15 protein-coding genes are annotated in these 24,283 nt (G+C 43.3%); 6 read left to right on the top strand and 9 right to left on the bottom strand.

The genetic code is table 11. From position 1 onward, the window contains the following. Positions 1–22: 22 nt before the first annotated feature. The 7 genes from LIX84_RS15690 to LIX84_RS15720 form a co-directional block, all read right to left on the bottom strand. A complete protein-coding gene (locus LIX84_RS15690) occupies positions 23–4,864 on the bottom strand; it encodes an NAD-glutamate dehydrogenase (protein WP_226421696.1) in 4,842 nt (1,613 codons plus the stop codon). Between the two features lie 201 nt (positions 4,865–5,065). After that, on the bottom strand, positions 5,066–5,284 hold the full coding sequence (locus tag LIX84_RS15695; RefSeq protein WP_046876238.1) for a DUF2835 domain-containing protein: 219 nt from the start codon (positions 5,282–5,284) through the stop codon (positions 5,066–5,068). A 64-nt stretch (positions 5,285–5,348) separates the two neighbouring features. After that, positions 5,349–7,955, bottom strand: a complete 2,607-nt coding sequence (pepN, locus tag LIX84_RS15700) for an aminopeptidase N (RefSeq protein WP_226421697.1) — start codon at positions 7,953–7,955, stop codon at positions 5,349–5,351. A 228-nt stretch (positions 7,956–8,183) separates the two neighbouring features. Next, positions 8,184–8,849: a hypothetical protein gene (locus tag LIX84_RS15705; protein WP_005396553.1), complete on the bottom strand. Its 666-nt coding sequence runs from the start codon at positions 8,847–8,849 to the stop codon at positions 8,184–8,186. Positions 8,850–9,045: 196 nt separating this feature from the next. Then, positions 9,046–11,052: a carboxy terminal-processing peptidase gene (prc, locus tag LIX84_RS15710; protein ID WP_104971738.1), complete on the bottom strand. Its 2,007-nt coding sequence runs from the start codon at positions 11,050–11,052 to the stop codon at positions 9,046–9,048. Between the two features lie 17 nt (positions 11,053–11,069). Then, on the bottom strand, positions 11,070–11,696 hold the full coding sequence (gene proQ / locus LIX84_RS15715) for an RNA chaperone ProQ (protein WP_046876216.1): 627 nt from the start codon (positions 11,694–11,696) through the stop codon (positions 11,070–11,072). A gap of 98 nt (positions 11,697–11,794) precedes the next feature. Continuing rightward, positions 11,795–12,268 (bottom strand): GAF domain-containing protein, encoded by a 474-nt coding sequence (locus tag LIX84_RS15720; protein WP_065646467.1) that lies wholly within the window; start codon positions 12,266–12,268, stop codon positions 11,795–11,797. Between the two features lie 92 nt (positions 12,269–12,360). On the opposite strand from LIX84_RS15720, the gene LIX84_RS15725 reads away from it, so the two are divergent. From LIX84_RS15725 to rsmF, 4 genes are all read left to right on the top strand, one after another. Beyond that, the gene (locus LIX84_RS15725) at positions 12,361–14,157 is read left to right on the top strand and encodes an ABC transporter ATP-binding protein (protein ID WP_053807440.1); all 1,797 of its coding nucleotides are present in this window, start codon (positions 12,361–12,363) and stop codon (positions 14,155–14,157) included. A 24-nt stretch (positions 14,158–14,181) separates the two neighbouring features. Continuing rightward, positions 14,182–15,432, top strand: a complete 1,251-nt coding sequence (locus tag LIX84_RS15730) for a paraquat-inducible protein A (protein WP_226421698.1) — start codon at positions 14,182–14,184, stop codon at positions 15,430–15,432. Further along, positions 15,425–18,073 (top strand): PqiB family protein, encoded by a 2,649-nt coding sequence (locus tag LIX84_RS15735; RefSeq protein WP_226421699.1) that lies wholly within the window; start codon positions 15,425–15,427, stop codon positions 18,071–18,073. The genes LIX84_RS15730 and LIX84_RS15735 overlap by 8 nt, the downstream gene beginning before the upstream one ends. 150 nt (positions 18,074–18,223) lie before the next feature. Then, a complete protein-coding gene (gene rsmF / locus LIX84_RS15740) occupies positions 18,224–19,660 on the top strand; it encodes a 16S rRNA (cytosine(1407)-C(5))-methyltransferase RsmF (RefSeq protein ID WP_226421700.1) in 1,437 nt (478 codons plus the stop codon). Between the two features lie 283 nt (positions 19,661–19,943). Here the strand turns inward: rsmF and LIX84_RS15745 are convergent, their stop codons facing one another. Continuing rightward, complete coding sequence (locus tag LIX84_RS15745) at positions 19,944–20,777, bottom strand: CvfB family protein (protein ID WP_005396561.1); 834 nt, start codon at positions 20,775–20,777, stop codon at positions 19,944–19,946. Positions 20,778–20,969: 192 nt separating this feature from the next. On the opposite strand from LIX84_RS15745, the gene LIX84_RS15750 reads away from it, so the two are divergent. After that, on the top strand, positions 20,970–22,322 hold the full coding sequence (locus LIX84_RS15750; protein ID WP_006743263.1) for a hypothetical protein: 1,353 nt from the start codon (positions 20,970–20,972) through the stop codon (positions 22,320–22,322). A 27-nt stretch (positions 22,323–22,349) separates the two neighbouring features. Here LIX84_RS15750 and LIX84_RS15755 read toward each other — a convergent pair whose 3' ends face one another. Next, positions 22,350–22,847: a DUF4442 domain-containing protein gene (locus LIX84_RS15755; RefSeq protein ID WP_065646463.1), complete on the bottom strand. Its 498-nt coding sequence runs from the start codon at positions 22,845–22,847 to the stop codon at positions 22,350–22,352. 374 nt (positions 22,848–23,221) lie between these two features. Between LIX84_RS15755 and LIX84_RS15760 the strand changes: the two genes are divergently transcribed. Continuing rightward, on the top strand, positions 23,222–24,280 hold the full coding sequence (locus LIX84_RS15760) for a 3-deoxy-7-phosphoheptulonate synthase (RefSeq protein WP_006743262.1): 1,059 nt from the start codon (positions 23,222–23,224) through the stop codon (positions 24,278–24,280). The last annotated feature ends 3 nt before the right edge of the window (positions 24,281–24,283 follow it).

Below are 24,283 nucleotides of genomic sequence, written 5' to 3' on the forward strand. Positions count from 1 at the left end.
ACTTACAATTTGACTAACTCATCTACTCTTTCGACGAACAGTTGAGATTCAAGAGTACTAATTCTCGAAGTGCTACAGAAAACTTAGCAAATTCGTGGACAGAGCCAACTTTGAACTCATTCAAGATGCTTTCCCAACGGTGCAGTGATTGCTCGTTAGTTTCCATCCAATCTTCTAACGCTTTCATCACGTCTAGCTCTTCCGTTGCACAGCCGCAATTTAATACCTGAGCCGTAAGTTGACGTTGTTGCCAGTCCAGATCTTCTCGGAATGCAGCTCTTGCTAGTGCCTGCCAGTTATTATCAACGGCTTGGCTGTTAATTTGCTTCAAGAACCAGTGTAACGATAAACGGTCACCCAAGTTAAAGTAGAGCTTCGATGCTTGCTCAACCGTTTTACCTGTTTCACTCGCCACTGATGAGATATCCAGTGCAGATTGTAGGCTGGATAAACGAGCGACTTGATGTGCAAGTTTCTCTTCTACCCCTTTCTCAATCCACCCTTGAGCAAGTTCATTGTGTTCTTCTACTTCAGACTCAACCAGCATAGTGTCTAAGGTTTCAGTGATAACATTGACATCTTGCTTGTAGATAGCAATCAGCTCACCAACTGTGCATTTACCACTGCGGTTGCGAAGCAACCAACGTGCAATTCGACGTAGTGCTCGACGAACATAAAACATGATTTCGTACTGAGCTTGAGCAGTGGCGATATTATCGAGTTCACGAGTCTGCTTAAGAATTGCTTCTAGATCGAAAATTTCACGAGCCGCACTGTATGCGTTAGCAATATCGACAACACTTGCACCGGTTTCTTCTTGCAAACGAGTGACGAAGTTACAGCCCATTTCATTAACCATCTGGTTAGCCAATGCTGTAGCGATAATTTCAGCTCGCAGTGGGTGATTCACCATTTGATCTTTATAGTTACGTCGTAACGCACTTGGGAAATATTCAACAAGCTGTTTCGCATGGAATTCATCATTCGCGATTTCATCCGTAACAAGTTGCTGTTTAAGTACCATTTTACCGTAGGCAACTAACACTGATAGCTCAGGGCGAGTCAGACCTAGTCCCTGTTTCTCACGCTCGATTAGCGTTTCATCATCAGGGATGTATTCGAGAGCACGATCCAAGTACCCTGCTTTTTCCATGGTATGGATGAATCGAATTTGTTCCTTAACAATGCCAACACCTTGCTGTTCAGTCACGGAGATCGACTCCGACTGACGGTAAGCATCATCTAAGACAATTTCACCCACTTCGTCTTCCATAGACTCTAGAATTTGGTTACGTTGCTTAACCGTAAGATCGCCATTTGAAACCAGTCCATTAAGGAAGATCTTGATGTTGACTTCATTATCCGAACAGTCAACGCCACCCACGTTATCAACGAAGTCTGTGTTCACTCGGCCGCCAGTCAGTGCGTATTCAATACGACCAAGCTGAGTCATACCCAAGTTACCGCCTTCGCCAACTACTTTTGCTCTTAAGTCACGGCCGTCAATGCGCAGCATGTCGTTAGCACGGTCACCAACATCCGTATGAGTTTCTGTCGATGCTTTAACGTAAGTGCCGATACCACCATTCCAAAGCAGGTCGACTTTCATTTTCAAGATCATCTTAATCAGATCATTAGGCGCTAAAGATGCTTTCTTAGTACCTAACATTTTCTGAATTTCTGGCGTTAACTGGATCGATTTTGATCGACGAGAGAAGATACCACCACCTTGAGAGATCAAATCTTTATTGTAATCTTCCCAGCTTGATCTTGGTAAATTAAACAAGCGGTTACGCTCTTCCCAGCTGGTGGTTGAATCTGGATTTGGGTCAATAAAGATGTGCATGTGGTTAAAGGCAGCTTGCAATCGAATATGCTTCGATAACAGCATACCATTACCAAACACGTCACCTGCCATATCACCTACGCCGATTGCGGTAAAATCAGTAGTCTGGCAGTTGATGCCCATTTCACGGAAGTGACGCTTAACAGATTCCCAACCACCTTTTGCAGTGATACCCATCGCTTTGTGGTCGTAACCATTAGAACCACCTGAAGCGAATGCGTCACCTAACCAGAAGTTGTACTCTGCAGAAACAGAGTTCGCTAGGTCTGAGAATGTTGCTGTGCCTTTATCTGCCGCCACTACTAGGTATGGGTCATCTTCGTCATGGCGCACAACGTTCTGTGGTGGCACAACTTCACCTTCAATGATGTTATCCGATACATCAAGTAGCGCACGAATAAATCGTTTGTAACAACGTTGGCCTTCAGCAAAGATCTCATCACGGGTTGTGAGAGATGGCTGGCGTTTACAAACAAAGCCGCCTTTTGCACCCACAGGTACAATAACAGTGTTCTTAACCTGTTGCGCTTTCACTAGGCCAAGAATCTCAGTACGGAAATCTTCTTGACGGTCTGACCAACGTAAACCACCACGAGCCACTTTTCCGCCACGAAGGTGAACACCTTCAATATCTGGTGCGTACACAAAGATCTCGAACGCTGGTACAGGCTGCGGAATCTCTGGAATATCGCTCGGTTTCATTTTCAAAGATAACCAAGGCTTAGGTTGCTTACTTTCGTCTAGCTGATAGTAGTTAGTACGAAGTGTCGCCATGATCATGTCGATGTAACGACGAATAATACGATCGTCATCCAAGCTCTCTACACGATCCAACTGCTCTGTTAGCTTTTTAATCAGATCGTTTTGGCCTTTTTCACTGCCTTTGTGTTTCGGATCGAATCGCTTGGTGAACAGCTTGACTAGACCTGTTGCTAAGTCTGGGTAGTGGCTTAGCGTGTCTTCGATGTATTGTTGACTGAATGGGAAACCGACTTGGCGCATGTATCGAGCATAAGCACGAAGAATGGAAATTTCACGCCCAGATAGCGACGCACCGAGTACCAATCGGTTAAAACCATCACTTTCAAGGTTGCCCGCCCAAATTGCGGCAAATGCTTGTTGGAAACGATCACGAGCCTCACGAAGATCAACTGTTTTCTCGCTCTTATGCAGCATAGAGAAATCAAGGATCCAGAATGTCTGTCCGTTGTTTTTCTCGATCTCATACGGTGATTCACCGATCACTCGTAAGCCAAGGTTTTCAAGCATTGGCATTACGTCAGAAAGATGGATTGGCTCATCGCGATGATATAACTTCAAGCGAACAGCTTTTGAATCCGCCCCCTCTTCTTGAGGTCGGTAGAACAACATGCCAAGTTTATTATCATCACTTAACGCTTCTAAGCGTTCAATATCTGCAACCGCAGAACCTGGCATCATGTCCTCTTTGTATGAGCGAGGGAACGCACTCATGTATTCTTTTGAAAGAGGAAGGCCTTTGCTTTCACCAAAGTTAGCAATGATGGATTCTTTTAGTCTGTCATCCCAAGAGGTAGAAACTTCCATTAGGTTTTGCTCGATCTTTTTCACGTCTACGTCAATGTTGTTATTGTCTACACGAACAATGTAATGTGTTCTCGCTAGTGGGCTTTCTGAGAAGAACGTTGTAAATTCAACCTCTTGCTCGCAACCAAAGTACTGCTTAAGAATGCGTTGAGTTTGACGACGTAACTCTGTGTTGTAACGATCTTTAGTGACATAAACCATGCAACTGAAGAAACGACCAAATGGGTCTTTACGAACAAACAAACGCAGCAAGTCACGATCTTGCATTTGTACAACACCCATTCCCACCTCAAGCAGCTCTTCTTCATTTGCTTGAAGTAGTTCATCGCGTGGGTAGTTTTCTAAGATATTGTGCAATGCTTTGTATGAATACGATCCGTGACGGTATCCGCTCGCTTCAAGGATACGGTCCACTTTTTCACGGATCAGAGGGATGCTTTGTACCGCTTGGTTGTACACGGCAGAGGTATATAAACCAGTAAAGCGATGCTCACCTATTACTTTACCGTTTTCATCAAACTTCTTAATACCGATGTAATCAGTATAAGCTGGACGGTGAATACGAGATGCTTTGTTACCTTTTGTGATAATCAGAGCGTATGGCTTTTTCGCTTCTAACCGCGCAGAGTCTGAAAGCTCAGATAGCTTGACGCTACGTACACGCTTGTCATCAGCAAATAGACCAAGCCCTTTCTCTTGAGCAGGAACAAGCTCGGTATCACCATTGACTTCTTCTAAGTCATAATCTTTGTAACCCATAAAGGTAAAATTATGATCTTCTAGCCAACGAAGAAATGCGATCGTTTCGTCCATACGATCCGTTTGGATAGAAACACGATCTTTATTTTTCTCAAGTTCATCAGTCACAAGCTTAAGCTTATCAACCATTTGCTTCCAGTCATCAACGACTAAACGAGTATCAGATAGAATTTTTAACAGCTCTTCTTTAAGCGCTTGCATCTCTTCTTTACTAGTAAGGCGGTCTACCTCGATATGGAACAGTGATTGAAGAACACCACCCTCACCGTTTACGTCGGTAACTTGGCCTTTTTTATCACGCTGTATCTGTGTTGGGTTGTTTAACATTAGGTGGCAAACAAGATCCAAACGCGCTAAAGCCATTTTGACTGAGTCCACTAAGAATGGACTATCTGGAACAACAATTTCTACGATTGTGTGTGTGGATTGCCAGCCTTGACGACTTACGGTCGGGTTAAATACTCGTACCGAAATCTCTTCTGGTTTTTTTTCATTGATATGGTGCCAAAGGCTGACGACAGCACCATAAAGATCGGATTCGTTTCGCTGAATCAGGTCATCATCAGCAATGTTACTGAATAAGTGTTGAGCAAGTTTAGTTACAAGCGTTTGGTGAGAAAGCTCGAGTTTGTCTTGAATCAGTTGGTAAACTTTTTCAAGCAGAACCGGCACTACATTTTCACGCGCGGTCATATTCACACTCCACATTAGAATTGTTGTTTTGTAGGGGGACTTAGTAGCTAGGTTGTTGCCTTAGAAACTAAGCATAGGTAATGCATGTGCCCATTGTAAAAGCATAATTACAAATGTTTAACAACTAATCGTGGTGGTAAGAGGTGAAATGTCCGATTCTGTGACTAAGATTCCTATTTAACTCTCTGCAAATACAATACATCACAGAGTTTCTAACTTAAGAAACTTATTATTTTGGTCAGTTGTTAGTCTAAACTGGCCTTTAATGCCTAATTGACTAAGAAATGGTCTGAATCGTGCGGCGGGTAACTGCAAACGTAAACCGTTATGTGTGACGACTTGAACAACACTTGCCGCGCCAGAATAATGGGATAAAAACGTTTGATATGAAATGTTGAGGTTGAAGTAGTAATAGTTCATGAAGTAAAAACTAAGTGACATAAACAATAAGGTGGCCTTAATGACCACCCTATTGTGTTGTTTACTATTCGTCTAGTGCTTTAGTCACTTTTTCGAATAAGTCTTTAGCAAGATTATCCATTGCTTTGAGCTTTTCAAGTTCTGCTTTGATCAAAGCTTGGCGACCTTCATCGTATTTACGGAACTTAAGCAAAGGATCAATCATTCTAGATGCGACTTGTGGGTTCGAATCATTAAGTTGGCGAAGAATTTCTCCGGCAAATTGGTAACCTGCACCGGATTTATCATGGAAACGCACAGGGTTAGCACTTAAGAACGAGCCAATCAAACTGCGCGTACGGTTCGGATTTTTCAAGCTAAATGCTTCGTGGTTCATGGTTGCTTTTACTTTTTCAAGAGCATCCTCTGCAGGATTGCTACCTTGAAGAGCAAACCACTTGTCCATAACCAAACCATCGTGCTTCCATTTATCGCTATAATCTGCCATAAGAACTTCACGACACTCAAGCTGAGCACTATTTGCAGCACTCATCGCTGCAATCGTATCTGTCATGTTATTTGCAGATGCGTATTGTGCTTTCACTAAATCATTACCTTTTTCCGTATGTGCTAGGTATTGCAGACAACGGTTACGTAATGCACGCTTGCCAATCGCAGCATGATCGATCGTGTACTCTTTTTGCTTCAGTGTATGATAAGTTGCACTTAGCTCATCTTCTAACTCTTGAGAAAGTGACACTGTAATACTGTTTAGCACTTTGTCTACGGCATCGATGTCAATTTGCTGGTACCAGCCAGTAATCTCATTAATTGAAGGCAAAGAGAAAACTTGAGCAATAAAAGCTGGCTCAAGCGTCTCATCCAATAGCACACCACGGAACGCATCTATCACGCCTTCAGAAAGCGATACTTCTTGTCCGGCTTGAACGTTTTTCACGTTCTGACGAATGTACTTAGCCAATAGCATTTGGCTTGCATCCCAACGAGCAAAGTCATTCGTCGCGTGTTTCATCAAGAAGACTAATTCATCATCACTGTAGTCGTATTCTAGTTTTACTGGCGCCGAAAATTCACGTAACAAAGATGGCACTGGTTGTTCTTCAACATTCTCGAATACGAACGTTTGCTTATCTTGTTTAATATCTAACACGTTATGAACAGATTCACCGTTAATCAGCAACGGGATAACTCGACCTTTCGAATCGTACAGCTCGATATCAAACGGAATGTGCAGCGCTTGCTTCTCAGCCTGGTCTTGCGTTGGCTCCGTAAATTGCTCTACCGTTAGTGCGTAAGTTTTTGCATTGGCATTGTATTCGCTATTTACGCGCAGCGTCGGTGTACCAGACTGGCTGTACCATAGACGGAATTGTTTTAAATCGACACCAGTGGCATCTTCCATTGCAGAAACAAAGTCTTCGCATGTCGCAGCAGTACCATCGTGACGTTCAAAGTAAAGTTTCATCCCTTTTTGGAAGCCCTCTTCGCCAAGTAGCGTATGGTACATACGAATAACTTCGCTGCCCTTTTCATACACTGTTAGCGTGTAGAAGTTGTTCATCTCAATGACTTTGTCAGGACGAATTGGATGCGACATTGGACTTGCATCTTCTGCAAACTGAGGGCCACGGATGATACGTACGTTATCGATGCGATTGTCTGCGCGAGAGCCTAAATCAGAAGAGAATTCTTGGTCACGGAACACGGTTAAGCCTTCTTTTAGACTTAGTTGGAACCAGTCACGACAAGTGACACGGTTGCCAGTCCAGTTGTGGAAGTACTCATGACCGATTACAGCTTCTATACCTAGGTAGTCACGATCGGTCGCCGTTTGGTCATTCGCCAGAACATACTTTGAGTTAAAGATGTTTAGGCCTTTGTTTTCCATTGCGCCCATATTGAAGAAATCAACGGCAACGATCATGTAAATATCCAGATCGTATTCAAGGCCAAAGCGTTCTTCATCCCACTTCATCGAGTTGATCAGCGATGTCATCGCATGGCCTGCACGATCTAAGTTACCTTTATCAACAAAGATTTCTAAATCAACACTGCGACCTGACATCGTTGTGTATTTGTCACGCAGTACGTCAAAGTCCCCTGCGACAAGAGCAAACAAGTAAGCTGGCTTTGGATGCGGGTCCTGCCATTGAACCCAATGACGACCGTTCTCTACATCGCCTTCTGCAATTCGGTTACCATTGCTCAGCAAATATGGATAAGCGGATTTATCTGCGATCACTTTTGTCGTGTATTTTGCCAGAACATCAGGACGATCTAAGTAATAAGTAATACGACGGAAGCCCTCAGCCTCACACTGAGTACAAAATGCGCCGCCTGATTTGTACAAACCTTCGAGTGCTGTATTCGCTTCAGGATCAATTTTGGTGACGATTTCAAGTTCAAACTCGGATGGAAGATCGGTCAGTACAAGCGATGATTCTTTCACTTCGTGATGAGCCCAATCCTCACCGTTTACTTTTACAGCGCGCAGCTCAAGCCCCTCGCCATCGAGTTCTAGCGTTGTTGTATCGCCTTTTTGAGCAACCTTTGATATCGCCGTAACGATGGTGTCATTGTCATAAAGATCAAACGTAAGATCGATATCGGTAATCGCGTGAGATGGCTCTTGATAATCTTTACGATATTTGGCCTGGGGAGCTTGGGACATGAGCATAAATCCTTGTATGTCGAACAACAAAAATACCAGACTGCATGATCAAAAATGCAGTTCTGGTATCACTATATAAGCTATTTGTAGGGGTTGTGGTATCAGAATACAAGTCTTTCCATCAAAAAACGGAGCTTTTAGTGCTCTAGCTCCGTTTTTTGATTAACATTTAAACAACATTGACAATTTACCGTATGCTCGCGTAATTTGTCGTAGCAAGATAAGCTATCAAGGCGTTACCCGATTAAGTACCGCGTACATATCGCCATTTGAATCTTCAATCGTTAATTCATTTTTGTTGAGCTTATAGGTGGTCCCGTGCTCGCCATTTTCATAGAGCAAGACTAAATATTCATCTTCTGTGTAGAAAACACCTTGCTTGATTGACTCATCTCCTTCTTCGTTGGATACCCGAAACATAAACACGAAGTCAGGTTGAAGTATCAGATCCATATGGTTGATGTTGTTTGCCACAAGGCCATCTCCGGATACATAAGAGCTAGACCATATGCCCGCTAGCGAGTTAGACAACCCTTTAGTAAAAGTCACACCATTAAGATCAAGCGTATTGTGATTATTGCGATAGGCATAAATTTGAGGCTCATCTGTGTTTAAGCCAAGAACGATGGTGTCTTCATTGGCGTTATACAATCCTTCCCAATGATCGACAGAATAATCTTTCTTTTGAATATCAATAGAAAAGCTGTAGTCGGAACCCAGTGACAGTTTTATCGCACGAAAATTTTCAGCCGACTCTTCGGGGTTTGGGTTCATTAAATACCAGTCTCCGATGAGAAACGGCGTGTCAAAATGACTTAATTCATCTTCTCTGGTGTTTTCTCCGCTAAACACACTAAAGCAGCAAAAGCTAAGTAAAATAAAGAACCATTTCATATCGGCATCCTTATCGTTTTCTTTTAGCTTAGGCAGTAGTCCTCACTTTCGCGAAATTTTAGATGTAGATCACGTAAATTATTGGGAAAAAATAAGCGAATATCTTACTTGATACTCAATACAAACAAAGATGAAAAGACATAAAAAAAAGAGTGAGCCTGAAAGACTCACTCTTTTTACTTTGAATTGCCAGTTATTATGACTGATTTTTCTGCTTGAGCAGATCAACCATAATCGCGACAGACTCATCTAAATAAACATCAGGCGCTTCATAATCTTTAGGTATATCATCCAATGTTTTGAATGCTTCCTTACCTAAAGCAGCTTGACGCTCATTGATGCGTTGCAAACGAAGTGCTTCCGCTTTATCCGATTCAGCCTTACGAACTTTCTCGTTCAAAGACAACATATTATCGTCTTTTTCTTTACGATACTTCTCTATGTCTTCATTGATGAAACGGAATTCCATCTCATCAGAAATACGCTTGTTATGAAGAGCGGTGAGTTTTTCAACTAGTGCTTCGTTGCTTGGGAAGGTTTGATATTTTGCTTTATCAATCTGATCCCAAGGTAGTGCATTGTCTTCTACACTTTCACCCGTTTCAGAAGCTTCAATTGGTGTTGGGTACGAAATATCGGGTGCAACACCACGATTTTGCGTACTTCCACCGTCAATACGGTAGAATTTCTGAATCGTGTACTGAACGTAGCCTAGCTCTTTATCGAAAAGATCGTAGATATGATTCAGTGAGCGATGCTGTTGAACCGTACCTTTACCGAAAGAATTTTCACCTAAAATAATTGCACGATTATAATCTTGCATTGCTGCGGCGAAAATTTCAGACGCTGAAGCACTGTAGCGGTTAATCAACACCGTCAGTGGACCATCGTAGCTCACTTTTCCGTCAGTATCGGCGTTCACCTTAATACGACCATAGCTGTCACGAACTTGAACAACAGGACCTTCTTTAATGAATAACCCTGTTAATGCTGTCGCTTCCGTTAATGCACCACCACCGTTGTTACGTAGATCAACGATCACGCCGTCAACGTTTTTGGTTTTTAACTCAGCAAGCAGTTTATCGGTATCTTTCGACAAACCGACGTAGAAACTTGGCACTTCTAAAATACCAATCTTCTTACCATCTTTTTCGATGATCTCCGACTTCACTGCGCGATCTTCTAGGCGAACTTTGTCACGAACAATTGTGACAATGTAACTCTTCGCATCGTTACCTTCTGGCAAGATCTGTAGATTAACCTTTGTGCCTTTTGGGCCTTTGATTAATTGAACTACATCATCCAGACGCCAACCGATCACGTCGACAATCTCTTCACCGTCTTGTCCAACACCGATGATTCGATCCCCTTCGCCAAGTTGCTTGCTCTTCGACGCTGGGCCGCCAACAACAAGTGAACGAATTACTGTGTAATCGTCTGTCATTTGCAAAACGGCGCCGATGCCTTCCAGAGAAAGGTTCATTTCCGATTGGAATTGCTCAGCATTACGTGGAGAAAGGTAGCTAGTATGAGGGTCGACTTGTCGGGCGAAGGCATTCATATATAACTGGAATGCATCTTCGTTATTAGTCTGTGTGATCCGCTTCATCGCGTTGTTATAACGCTTCTCTAAAACTTCTTTAATCTCTGGCCATTCTTTGCCAGTCAGTTTCAGATTTAACGCGTCATATTTCACGCGCTTACGCCATAACTCGTTGAGCTCCTCTTCGTCTTTTGGCCATGCAGCTTCAGAACGGTCTAACTCTATCTCGTCGTCAGTATCAAACTTGATCTCTTCGTCGAGTAGCGTTAACGCATAAGCAAAGCGCTCAAAACGCTTTTGCATTGAGAGGTTATAAACATCAAAAGCAATTTGGTTGTTACCAGCTTTTAGCTGATCATCAAGCTCAATTGACCAGTCTTTAAAAGAGTCGATGTCCGCTTGAGTAAAAATATTTCTATTATAATCAAGCAATTCTACATAGCGTTCAAAGATCGCTTTGGAGAAATCATCATTGAGGCTGAAATGCTTATAATGAGAGCGGGTAAATCGAGAGGTGACTCGTTTGCTAGCTGTTTCGTGCTGAACTTCAGGAGCGAGAACCGGCAAGTCATCTTTATGTAGTTTGGCTTCGAGAGCCTGAGCTGATGCTGCTAGCCATAAGCTAGCAGCAATCAGTGTCACTTTTGAACGGCAATTCATGCGTAGGAGTATCTCCTTTATGCGCGCAAGTGCTCCGCTTTCACAACCATTTGTAGGCCGTTAGCAAGTTGAACACGTACATCATCCTTATTGATCTCAACAATGGTCGCTGCCATGTTTCCTTTGCCCATGTTCACGTTAACTGCGTTACCTACTGTGATTTCGTCAGCATTTAGAGCGCGCGTTTCTACAGGCTTAGTTGTTTTTTGTACTTTTGGTTTGTTAGTACGACGAGGCTGTTGAGGCTTTTTAGCCGCTGGTTTCGCTTTCGCCTTACCCTCTTCACGAGCTTTTTGTGCTTGTTCTTTACGACGAGCTTGAACTTTTGCCTTGCTTTCTGCAAGTGTCGCTTTCGCGTGTTCAACGTGCTCTTCTTCTAGCTCACCACAAGGGTTGCCGTCTAGGTCCACACGTACTGCACCTGGTTTTACACCATGTAGGTAACGCCATGATGAAGTGTACTGTCTTAACGCTGCACGAAGCTGTGTTTTGCTTACTTTTTCGTCTTCACTTAGACGTTCCGCAAGATCTTGAAAAATACCAATTTTCAGAGGTTTTGCTTCACCTTCTAAAGTAAAGCACTTAGGGAAACATTCAGCAATATATGCAATAACTTCTTTGCTGTTTTTTAACTTTTCAGTCATGAGGGTTCCTGATTTGAGCGGATTTCCGCGAAGCATTAAGAAAAAATATTCTCGTATTATAGTGACATGCCAAGGAAAAACCACACTCGAGGGCTAATTTATGCGTCGTTCGCGTGTGAATTAAGCAGCTTTTCTACTTCAGCCATGAAATGAGTGAGACCTTCTTCGTCTGTTTCATTGAATCGACCAATACTTGGGCTGTCAATATCAAGGACACCAACCACCTCTCCATTGATAGAAAACGGAATCACAATTTCCGAATTACTCGCTGCATCGCACGCTATATGTCCCTCAAATTCATGAACGTCGTATACTCTTTGTATAGTGTTAGTTTTTGCAGCAGTACCACAGACACCGCGCCCCATAGGAATGCGGACACAAGCTGGTTTTCCTTGGAACGGACCAAGAACGAGCTCTTCACCTTTTGCTAGGTAAAAGCCAGCCCAGTTAAGATCGTCCAATTCCATGAAAAGCAGTGAGCTCAAGTTTGCTAGGTTAGCAATAAAGTCAGGCTCAGACTCAATTAGAGCAACGGCTTGTTTGGTTAGTCTATGGTATTGTTCTATGTTCATATTAACTTCCTACTTACTATAAAAGCTTCCATTCTCACTGTATGGCGCTAAAATGCAGCCCTACTTTATAATAGGACTTATTCTCAATTACAATGCTTCTGAAAAATGACACTATTAGCCGTTCTTGGTTGATAACACAAGTAAAAAAGCACAAGTCCAAGCTGATCATAGCGAACTTGATAGCGGTGCTTGCAACCTTGATTAGTGTTCCAATCCCCCTTCTCATGCCGTTGATGGTTGATGAGGTTTTATTGGACCAACCAGCAAAAGGCTTAGCTGCTATGAATGCCATTCTCCCTGAAGCGTGGCACACTCCGACGGGTTATATATTTTTCACCCTTTTCTTGGTCGTCCTGATGCGAGCTGCAAGTCAGGGGTTAAATATCCTTCAAAGCCGACAATTTACACTTGTTTCTAAAACGATCACGTTTGAGATGCGCAGTAAAATGATCGACAAACTTGGTCGTATCAGCATCCGCCAATACGAAACCAAAGGCAGCGGAGGCATCAACGCCCACCTTATCACTGACATTGAAACCATCGATAAATTTATTGGTTCTACGTTAGCAAAATTCGTTATCAGTTTTTTAACGGTCATTGGTACTGCCATCGTTCTGCTTTGGCTCGACTGGCGACTTGGTCTATTTATTCTGCTAGTTAACCCTATTGTCATTTACTTCTCACGTAAACTAGGAAGTATGGTTAAACATCTGAAACGGAAGGAAAATCATTCTTTTGAAATTTTCCAAAACCGTTTAGTTGAAACATTAGATGGCATTTACCAGCTGCGCGCAGCCAATAAAGAGCGAGAATTTCTCCAGCAACTCAAAGACAGTGCGAACCAAGTTCGCGTGGATGCAGACAAGTATGCGTGGCAATCAGAGGCGGCAGGTCGCGTCTCTTTCCTACTCTTCTTAATCGGTTTTGAGTTATTCAGAGCCGTCGCCATGCTGATGGTCATGTTTAGTGACCTCACTATTGGTCAAATCTTTGCTGTTTTTGGTTACCTATGGTTTATGTTGTCTCCTGTTCAAGAGCTGCTCGGCATTCAGTTTTCTTGGTACAGCGCGAAAGCTGCGTTAAAACGCATCAACGACTTATTAGTATTAGAAGAAGAACAAAGACCAGTACCTAAGGTAAATCCTTTCAAAGAAGACAGAGAAGTCGATGTTAAAGTAGAAAACGTAGACTTCTCTTATAATAATGAAAACAAAGTCCTAGATAATCTTTCTTTACATATACCGGCAGGAAAGAAAGTGGCGCTAGTTGGTGCGAGCGGAGGCGGTAAGTCGACCTTAATACAACTACTTATTGGGGTTTATCGTCAAAACTCCGGTAGCATTCGCTTTAATGATGAATTAACAGAAGATATTGGTTTTGAAGTAATTCGTGACAAAATTGCCGTGGTATTACAGCAACCTATACTATTTAACGACACCTTGAGGCATAATCTAACACTCGGTGGGAATTTTGACGAAATGTCACTTTGGCGAGCTCTTGAAGTAGCTCAGCTGCAAGATGTTATTTCTCAACTGAACCACGGTTTGGATACTCAAGTCGGCCGTAACGGCATTCGTTTGTCAGGTGGTCAACGACAACGCCTTGCCATCGCAAGAATGGTGCTGAGTGATCCTCAATTTGTTATTTTAGATGAAGCCACGTCTGCGCTTGATACCGCTACTGAAGCGGCATTGCACAAAGCATTGACTGAATTCTTACGTGGTAGAACAACATTAATCGTTGCGCACCGTCTATCAGCCGTAAAACAAGCCGATTTGATCTACGTGCTTGAAGATGGAAAAGTGACGCAAACAGGTACTCATGGTGAGTTAGTTGAGCAAGAAGGCTTATATCAAACCTTATATGGGGGCATACAGTCCCACGCTTAAATCGTTCAAGTTAGAGAGGTCGTTATGACCTCTCTGTCTAAGCACGCCATGCAGCCAAATAATGTGCGTTTGTGCCAAGGTTGCGAATTGCCTGTCGATATCGTCGACTTACCCAATGGAAAAAATGCACACTGTCCTCGTTGTGGCACACAGTTGTATCGAGGCGGTAGCCCTAGCCTCTCAGGTAATTTAGCCGTCGCGATAACCTGTATTCTGCTATTTATTCCATCACACTTTTTTAACTTTATTAGTATCCGACTCTTTGGTGTGATGATTCCGGCAACCCTACCTTCAGGGATGATCACATTGATGGAAGAAGGCTTTGTTCTTCTTTCTCTGCTTATTCTATTTTGTAGCTCTCTAGCGCCGCTGACGGTTTGTGTTTCAGTGGCTACGGCACATATCTCGCTGCATCAACGGTGGTTTCGAGGGCTTCGTGTTTCACTGTGGCTAATTCAACATTTGAAACATTGGGTAATGCTGGATGTTTTCTTAGTTAGCATCGCCATTTCCTGCTTCAAACTCCAAGATTATTCCGACATTTTTGTAGGCCCAGGGTTAATTGGTCTGGTTCTTTTGCAGATATTTACCGTTTTGTTAGTTTCTCGAATCAGTGTGCGTCGTTACTGGGAAGCCTGGAAGCCAGAACGTCTTTATTCCTTTGAACACAAAGACGTGCATTGCCATGAGTGCCACCTGTCTCAACCTGAAGGTGACCATTGTCGGCGTTGTCACCACGAGTTATATCATCGCAAGCCCAACTCCATTCAGAAGACGTGGGCTTACCTCATTGCGGCAACGATAGCGATTTTCCCTGCCAACTTGATTCCTATTTCCATCTTGCTGACCAATGGCAAACGTTTGGAAGATACCATTTTCTCAGGCGTAGCTGGGTTGGTAAAAAGCGGTATGTATGGCATCGCAGTGATCATTTTTGTGGCCAGTATTGTTGTGCCAGTTGTAAAAATACTTGGCCTTGCCTACATCATGCTTTGCATTCAATTCAAACGTTCGGTGTTTAAGAGACAACGAATGATGGTTTACTTTGTTGTTAAATGGATCGGTAAATGGTCTGTGATGGACTTGTTTGTTATTTCTATCATGATGACCTTAGTCGATCGTGGTCAGATACTTGATTTCACACCAGGATATGGCGCCGTGGCCTTTGGTGTTGTCGTGGTATTGACCATGCTTGCAGCGGAAAGTATTGATCCAAGGCTAATCTGGGACCAAACAGGCCCAACACAATCAGAAAAAGAGTCAATGAATGAGTGATCAGAACAGTTCTCAAACGTCATACGTACCAGATGTAAAGCGGAGCAAAGGCATATCTCCTCTTTGGCTTTTGCCAATTTTGACCATGGTCTTAGCTGGCTGGCTTGTGGTGAAGTCGATACACGATGCAGGACAACGGGTGCAAATCTATTTTTCTGACGCTGCTGGCTTGGTCGCCGGGCGAACCACTATCCGTTACCAAGGGCTAGAAGTCGGTATGGTGAGAGACATTAACCTCACTGAAGATCTCGGCAGTATTTATGTTGATGCCGATATCTACCCTGAAGCGGCAAAATTGCTGAACGATAAAACTCGCTTTTGGCTGGTAAAACCAACAGCAAGCCTAACGGGAGTTTCTGGGCTCGATGCGCTCGTGTCGGGTAATTACATATCGATTCAACCTGGAGATGGTCAAGAGTTTGAAACAACGTTCCATGCGTTAGACTCTGCACCAACAGATTTGCGCGTTTCACAAGGTTTGAACATTAAACTCAAAAGCCGCGATTTAGGTGGTGTGTCGATTGGATCTCAAATTGTTTATAAGAAAATTCCAATCGGTGAAGTCTACAGCTACCAGCTGGATGAAGACGCAAAATCTATCACGATTCAAGCCAACATCCAGGATCAATACCGACATATCATTAACAACCGCAGTCGGTTCTGGAACGTAAGTGGAATCGGTGCCAGCATCGGTTTTGAAGGCGTCGATGTAAGGCTAGAAAGCATGAGTGCTCTACTCGGAGGCGCGATCGCCGTCGATTCTCCGGATGACGGTGAGCCTGTAGAAGAGAATACTGAATTCCGTCTGTATAAAGATTTGAAAACTGCAGGTAGAGGTATCGCTGTTAAAATCGTCCTCCCTGATGACAGTAAAATCAGTGGCGAAGGCGCACCCATTATGTATCGCGGAATCGAGATTGGCCAAGTTACAGACTTAAACCTATCCGAAGGGCGAGAAGTGATATTAGCGTCAGCTGCAATTCAACCAGCTTTCAGTGACATGCTGACGACAGGTACCCGATTCGTCTTAGAAGAAGCAAAAGTGTCTCTCTCTGGTGTTGAAAACATTGCCAATCTCGTGAGAGGAAACTTCTTAACCATTGTGCCAGGTGCCGGTGATCGCTCTCGCCGCTTTACTGCCATTCGTAAAAACGTTTTTAACCAACAGCAAGAAAAGTCCATCGCTATTCGTTTAGTGTCTGACAACTCGTTTGGCCTAGATAGCGGTGCCAACGTGCTTTACAAAGGCATCGTTGTCGGTTCAATTATCAACGTAGGCTTAGTTGAAGAAGGTAAAAAATCGCAACATGAAGTATTTATGGATGTATTGATTGATCATGAATACAAACACCTGATTAAATCAAACAACCGTTTTTATGTAACCGGAAGTGCCTCTGCAGAATTAACGGAATCGGGCCTCAGCGTTACCGTTCCTCCGGCAAAACAGTTGTTAACTGGGTCCATTAGCTTTGTAAGCGAAGGCAAGCAAGATATTCAAAAAAAGTATCAACTGTTCCAAAACGAATCATTGGCAGAACTAGCACAGTACAACCAAAGTGGCTCTAGAGCACTCACACTGTTTGCTTCTGAATTGCCGCCGATTTCCAAAGGCAGCCCTCTGCTCTATCGTAATCTTCCTGTTGGTAACGTCTCCGATTTCCAATTGGTTGATGGCGGTGTGTTAATTAAAGCAACCATCGAAAACCGCTTTGCTTACCTCGTAACACCGCAAACCGTCTTTTGGAACCGTTCAGGGATCGAGATAGATGCATCGCTAGCCGGTGTGAGTGTGAAAGCTCACCCTTTAAAATCGTTAATCGAAGGTGGCATCGCTTTTGACTCTGTTCCTGGCGTTGAAAACAAAATTGGAGACAACTGGAAGTTATATACAGATCAAAAAACCGCACGCAAATTTGGACGCGTTATTGCGTTAGAAACAGACGGCTCACAAGAAATTGCCAAAGGAATGCCGATAGAGTATCAAGGCGTCAAAGTTGGTGAAGTCACACTGGTTGTACCAAATTTTCGTCGCAATATGGTTGAAATTACCGCAAGAATCCTACCTGAATACGTAGAAAACATTGCGGTTGAAGGCTCACATTTTTGGCTAACTGAGCCAGAGATTGGCTTAGGGGGCGTGAAAAACCTTGGCGCATTGGTGTCGAAATCCATCAGTGTTGAGCCAGGTAAAGGTAAAGCTAAATTTGATTTTCAGTTGGAAAACGGTTCAGAACGTGTTCAGGGCATGATGTTTACTTTACAAAGTGAACAACGAGGCTCAGTACAAGTCGGAACGCCTATTCTTTACCGCCAGATGGAAGTCGGCCAAGTCACCGACGTGAGCCTAGGAGAATTTGCCGATCGCGTCGTCACGACCATCAAGATACAGCCTGAATATGCTTACCTCGTTCGTCAAAACAGTGTGTTTTGGAATGTTTCAGGAGTAGATGTCTCCATCGGAATTACTGGTGCGAACATCAAAGCGGGCACATTTGATAGTTTAGTTCGCGGAGGAATTGCGTTTTCAACGCCAGAGCAATCGACTATTCCACCAGCGGCAAAAAGTGGGCAATCTTTCTTTTTATATCCACAAGCTGAAGAAGGTTGGACTCAATGGCGTACAGCGATTCCTAAGCCTTAGAATAAAGCTCAATTCACATACAATTGAAGTTTGATCACTTTAAAAGAGCAGCAATCGCTGCTCTTTTTTATTGCTCGGCCCTTGTCACTATTCGTTTCTGCTTCGCTTTCGTATATTATTTGCCACAAATTCTGCAAACGAGATCCCACATTGCATCCTAATGTTTACATCCCAGACGCGTTTCTGGAAAAAATCCAAACTATCCTTCCTGCTAACCTCAACATGGAAGACTTTATCGCATCGTGCCAAAAGCCACTGCGCAAAAGTATTCGTATTAATACGTTGAAGATCAGCGTTGAAGCGTTTCTAGAACGTGCAGACGCAAAAGGCTGGAAGCTTTCCCCTGTGCCTTGGTGTGACACAGGGTTTTGGATTGAAGCGGACGAGTCAGTTGTACCATTAGGCAACACCGCCGAGCACATGTCAGGCTTATTCTACATTCAAGAAGCCAGTTCAATGATGCCAGTATCTGCGCTGTTTATGAATGACGAATCTTACGATGCCGTGTTAGATACAGCAGCTGCACCAGGATCAAAGACCACTCAAATCGCGGCTTTAATGAACAATGAAGGCGTTCTCGTGGCCAATGAATACGCCGCAAGTCGTGTAAAAGTGCTGCATGCCAACGTGGAACGTTGTGGTGTACGTAACTCCGCACTAAGTAACTTCGATGGGCGCGTTTTTGGCGGTTGGCTACCAGAACAATTTGATGCGGTTCTGCTCGACGCACCCTGCTCCGGCGAAGGCACCGTTCGCAAAGACGAAGATGCAATGAAAAACTGGACGCAAGCTTCCGTGCTCGACATCGCTGACACACAGAAAGATCTTATTGAAAGCGCCTTCCATGCACTAAAGCCCGGTGGTGTGATGGTTTACTCAACGTGCACACTCAGTACCGAAGAAAACCAACAAGTTTGTCATCACTTGAAAGAAACCTTTGGTGATGCCGTTGAGTTTGAAAGCCTTGAGACCTTGTTTGAAAACGCAAATGCTGCTCTAACTGAAGAAGGTTTTTTGCATATCTTTCCACAGGTCTACGACTGCGAAGGGTTCTTTGTTGCAAGAATTCGTAAACTGGCTGCTGTTGAACCACCAAAGGTCAAAAAGCGCATGGGCAAGTTCCCGTTTACCAAAGCATCGAAAAAAGAATCGGTTGAAATTGCCCAACAGCTGCAAAGTGCGTTAGGTATTGAACTTCCGAATGACAGTTCTGTATGGCTTCGCGATAAAGATGTCTGGTTGTTCCCTAATTATTTAGAGCCAATGATCGGCGAATTACGCTTCTCCCGTATGGGTATCAAGATCGCGGAAGCCCATAAAAATGGCTACCGTTGGCAGCATCAGGTGGCAACGGCATTAGCGACAGGCTCTGAGGCAAACGCCATTGAACTCAGTATTGAAGAAGCGCGCGAATGGTACATGGGACGTGATGTTCGCCCACAAACGATTCCTGAGGGAATGAAAACAGGTAAAGGCGAAGTGCTTGTCACCTATCAAGGCGCAGTCATTGGCCTTGGGAAATGGGTAAGCAACAGAATAAAGAATGGTCTTCCTCGCGAATTAGTACGAGATAAGAACTTATTTTAAAGAAGTAGCAAATCATAAATAAATGAAAAGCCATCGTATTTGCGATGGCTTTTTAATTCGTAAGTATGAAAGCAACTGGGCTCGCTAGCGATCCGGATACGCTGTACTAAACTAGTTGTATCAAAGTAATGCTTTGATATGGCATTTCTCTCTATGTTCACCAACAAAATTATTGTTGGAAAAAGTTTAGCGCAGGCTCTGCGGAGCCGTTTCCCCTAGGCCCAAAAAAAGGAAAAGTTTGGGCCGTTTTTTTGGCTGCCGATCCGCTATACGTGAGTTTGGGCTACGCCAGACGAATGCCGTCTTTCTCGATAACAATCTTGCCCTGCTTGTACAATCCACCAATGGTCTTTTTGTAAGTACCTTTACTTGTACGGAAAGCGTCAAAAATCGCTTCAGGAGAAGACTTATCGTTCAAAGGTAAAAAGCCGCCTTTCTTCTCTAACAGATCAAGAATCTTGCTAGAAAGATCGTCCATTTTTGCCACGCCGACTTTTTGTAGCGCGAGATCGATTTTGCCATCTTCACGAATTTGCTTAATAAAGCCTTTCAGTTTCTTACCGATGTAAAGCTTACCAAACACATCTGATGGGAAAATCATGCCCCAATGCTTTCCGTTAACAATCGCTTTGTAGCCAAGTTGACTGCGCTCTGCGATGATCAAATCAACTTGTTCGTTAACTTCATAATTCGCCGGAGTTTTGTCTAACCATTTGTTGAACTTAGTCGTACCAACAATGCGGCCTGACGCTTTGTCAGTATAAACATAGACAAGAATAGTTTGTCCCGCAGAGAAGCGAGTGCGTTGCTCACTAAAAGGAATAAGTAAATCCTTCTCTTTGATGCCCCAATTTACAAAAGCACCTGTCGCGTTGACGCCCTCAATCTTCATTAAGCCCCATTCACCCACTTGGGCAATAGGTCTTTCAATGGTCGCAGCAAGCTGGCTTTCTGAATCGAAGTACAAAAATACGTCTACATGATCACCAATTTCAGTACCCTCTGGTACATACTTATTAGGCAGTAGAACAGAACCGTAATCATCACCATCCAGAAATACGCCAAAATCAGCCTTTTTAATGACTTCTAAGCTGTTAATTTGACCAATTTTAATCATTGATTTTGTCTCTTTTTAAATTTACGTGGAATTATACCTAAACTAACAAGAAAATCAGAGAGAAAAGCATAGTGCTCTGTTATGCTGTTGTCGTTCAGCTATATGCCCCAGTCACTCTTTTAGCACTTTTATGCTTACCTGCTCAACAGTACGCATAAGTTAAGAATGCTTTAACAAAGTCAGGAGCTTTCTTTGGTCACCGTCGATAAACAAGACTCAATAACATTAAAAATCAGTCATGCACTCGCAAAGAGCAAAAGTGTCGACCTAGATATTTACTTTTTTATACCTGGTGAGCTTGGTTTAAACGCCGATATCATCAGTGAATCCGAATTTTATTACACTTCAATCACACAGCAACGCTCTTATTACAGTACTGAAATCCTTCTACCGCTAGTACACAGTCGACTTGCCAAACGTGGACGCCTGTCGAATCAACAATACCGAGTAAGTTTGAGTTTGTTCGCGTACCAATACGTTATCGCGCTAGACAAAGCGGTAGCAAGTTTAAACAAGCATCAGAACAACTCCGTAACGGAAGATGAAGTAGACGAAGTTATCGAGCTCACGCTTGAGATCTTAAAGCGCTTGCGACGTTCTATTCCTTATGAAGAGAACTTAAAACGGTACTACGTTAACATCGATAACTATCTGTCTTGGTATACCGAGCAAAAGTTTTTATCTCTAGTGGCTCATCTCCCGCGTGAAGGCGATTATGGCACGATTAAGAAACGCTTGATCACGCTCTGTGAAAAAGAGCAAGCCCATCGAAAACTCAACAAGTACAACTCTCCAAGAGTCGTTGAAGACGTTACTCGCCTATCTAACAAAATGCGCTTGCTAAGACGCTTGATTGAACACCCTATCGTGCTTCGTGAAGAAACCATATCAATGGGTAACAACATCAAGCGTGCTATCAAAGGTATTGCTACTGGCTTGGTGATGGTTGTCGTGACCTCAACCGTGATTCTCGCTCGCGATTACCTTGGGGAAATTTCCGCGTCCTTCATTATCGCGATGTCATTTATTTATGCTCTACGAGAAATCTTTAAAGATGATTTGCGCGATGCGATGTGGCGATGGATCCGTAAAGGCAAGCCAAAGTGGCGTAAGAAGTATGTTGATCCAACAACGAAAAAAGTGGTCGGCAGAAAATTAGAGTGGCTCGATTATCGTACGTTAAGTAGCTTGCCAGATAAGATTCAAAGAATACGTAAGAAGCGCGTCGTGCAGCGCGAAGAGCAGATACTTCATTATCACGAGAAAACCGAAATGGCGACCTCTCTATTCTTGAGTGGTTATGAGCAAACAAGAGAAACACTGAACATCAGTTTGCGCCCTATCATCCGCTTGATGGATAAAAGCTCAAACCGAGTTTACCGTTTAAATGAAGGGCAAGTGACCAAAGAGTCGGTAGAGAAACGTCATTTGCTCAATGTGATTGTCAAAGAGGACAACCACACCGATGAGCCTGTTTATTACCGTTGGAAAGTGGTCTTAAACCGCTCCAAAATCGTCTCGATTGAGCAGATTGAACTCAATTAAAGCGATATTCTTTAAAACAGCAAACCACTAAGCAGCCTCTTTTCCTTGTTGGGCTGCTTTTTTTATCGAAAGAGTCAACGAGAATTCAGCCATAGGTTCGTCACCATGTAAGCTAGGACACAATGCGACGATTTTTACATCGCGATTCACTCGTTCACCCGTTGCCAACGTATGATCGAGCATCTCATCAATAACATCACCATCGTTACACACAAAGTGTACATCCGCTTCCGGACGTTTTAAAAACTCGGCTTTGACGCCTTTAAATGCTAAAGAGATCGCTTCTCCTTTTTCTTGCGCCTTGCTCATAGCAAGAAAACCACCAGCTACATCCGCCCCAACAGCTAAAGCGCCGAAATACATGCTATTCAAATGGTTCTTTGTTCTTCTTCGCAAAGGGATTCGAACCTCAACGTGCTCGCTATCTATCGCAATGATCTTAGGGTGACAAAGCCAAATCAGAGGCACTTTAGAAAAGCCGAATAGATTTAGATACAAATTTGCACGACGTACAGCTGATAACATTTTGGTCTCCTTACCAATCTAGTCAGACCAGTTAATCAACGAAAGAAATAGATGTCAAAGAAATGTTAACAAAAGCTCGATCTCACGAGTTATTTAGCCACCATTTTAGTGACATTGTCACACAGATAAACATGAGGTTTGCCGCAGTTATCTTGATTGCCTAACGGTGAGATAGATGAAATGGTTATAAATTCAAATGTATATATATTGATTTAATGATCAAGTTTTGTCATTTATACATAAGTCATTTAAATGAATACCTACACCTTTGTATACAATTCGGTATTTCCTGGCGAAGATTCCCGTGAAACGGTTTATTCCTGCCTGTAATTCCGTTATCTTTACCCCTTCGCAATAGAGAATAAAGCTATAACATGCCTATAAAAACAGATGAATTGAGAACCCAACCTTTGGGTCCAATGCCTACCCCAGCAGAGCTAGGTAGTGTACATCCTATTACGGATGACGTTGCAGACCGTATCGCTCAATCTCGTCGTCAGATTGAAAACATTTTATCGGGTGAAGACGATCGCCTTCTTGCGATTGTAGGTCCGTGTTCTGTTCACGACACTGAAGCTGCCATTGATTACGCCACTCGCCTGAGTGAAATCCAAGACAAGTACAAAGACGAACTGTTTATCGTGATGCGTACTTACTTTGAAAAGCCTCGTACAGTAGTTGGTTGGAAAGGTTTGATTACCGACCCTAACCTAGATGGCTCTTACGCGCTTGAAGCTGGCCTCCATAAAGCACGTAAACTACTACTGGATATCAACAAGCTTGGTCTTGCGACTGCTACTGAGTTTCTTGATATGATTACGGGTCAATACATCGCGGATTTGATCACGTGGGGCGCGATCGGTGCTCGTACAACAGAATCGCAAATTCACCGTGAAATGGCATCGGCGCTGTCTTGCCCAGTTGGTTTCAAAAATGGCACAAATGGCAACGTAAAAATTGCAATTGATGCAATTCGCGCATCGAAAGCCTCGCATTACTTCTACTCTCCAGATAAGAATGGCCGCATGACGGTTTACCGTACAAGTGGTAACCCATATGGTCATATTATTTTACGCGGCGGAGAGAAAGGCCCTAACTTTGATGAAGCGTCAGTAAAACAAGCGTGTGATGCTCTAGCCGAGTTTGGCTTGCCACAACGTTTGGTTGTGGATTTCAGCCACGCAAACTGTCAGAAGCAGCACAGAAAACAAATCGACGTTGCTCAAGACATTTGTAACCAAATTAAGTCAGGCAGTACTCGTATTGCGGGTATCATGGCTGAAAGCTTTATTCTTGAAGGCAATCAGCCAATGACTGACATCAACAACCTAACGTATGGTCAATCTATTACAGACCCATGCCTAGGCTGGGAAGATACTGCTACAATGCTAGATATGCTGGCAAACGCCGTTAAATCCCGAAAGTCCCTATAACAA

Origin of the sequence: Vibrio sp. E14 (assembly GCF_020515785.1) — a bacterium.
In the GTDB taxonomy this organism is placed as follows: domain Bacteria; phylum Pseudomonadota; class Gammaproteobacteria; order Enterobacterales; family Vibrionaceae; genus Vibrio; species Vibrio diabolicus.

Bases quoted from the DNA above. Each gene is read 5' to 3' on its own strand.
- LIX84_RS15695 (WP_046876238.1), bottom strand. From the start codon at position 5,284: ATGAACTATTACTACTTCAACCTCAACATTTCATATCAAACGTTTTTA.
- LIX84_RS15755 (WP_065646463.1), bottom strand. From the start codon at position 22,847: ATGTTATCAGCTGTACGTCGTGCAAATTTGTATCTAAATCTATTCGGC.
- LIX84_RS15730 (WP_226421698.1), top strand. From the start codon at position 14,182: ATGACCTCTCTGTCTAAGCACGCCATGCAGCCAAATAATGTGCGTTTG.
- LIX84_RS15725 (WP_053807440.1), top strand. From the start codon at position 12,361: ATGCTTCTGAAAAATGACACTATTAGCCGTTCTTGGTTGATAACACAA.
- LIX84_RS15705 (WP_005396553.1), bottom strand. From the start codon at position 8,849: ATGAAATGGTTCTTTATTTTACTTAGCTTTTGCTGCTTTAGTGTGTTT.
- pepN (WP_226421697.1), bottom strand. From the start codon at position 7,955: ATGTCCCAAGCTCCCCAGGCCAAATATCGTAAAGATTATCAAGAGCCA.
- LIX84_RS15735 (WP_226421699.1), top strand. From the start codon at position 15,425: ATGAGTGATCAGAACAGTTCTCAAACGTCATACGTACCAGATGTAAAG.
- prc (WP_104971738.1), bottom strand. From the start codon at position 11,052: ATGAATTGCCGTTCAAAAGTGACACTGATTGCTGCTAGCTTATGGCTA.
- LIX84_RS15720 (WP_065646467.1), bottom strand. From the start codon at position 12,268: ATGAACATAGAACAATACCATAGACTAACCAAACAAGCCGTTGCTCTA.
- proQ (WP_046876216.1), bottom strand. From the start codon at position 11,696: ATGACTGAAAAGTTAAAAAACAGCAAAGAAGTTATTGCATATATTGCT.
- LIX84_RS15745 (WP_005396561.1), bottom strand. From the start codon at position 20,777: ATGATTAAAATTGGTCAAATTAACAGCTTAGAAGTCATTAAAAAGGCT.
- LIX84_RS15760 (WP_006743262.1), top strand. From the start codon at position 23,222: ATGCCTATAAAAACAGATGAATTGAGAACCCAACCTTTGGGTCCAATG.
- LIX84_RS15690 (WP_226421696.1), bottom strand. From the start codon at position 4,864: ATGACCGCGCGTGAAAATGTAGTGCCGGTTCTGCTTGAAAAAGTTTAC.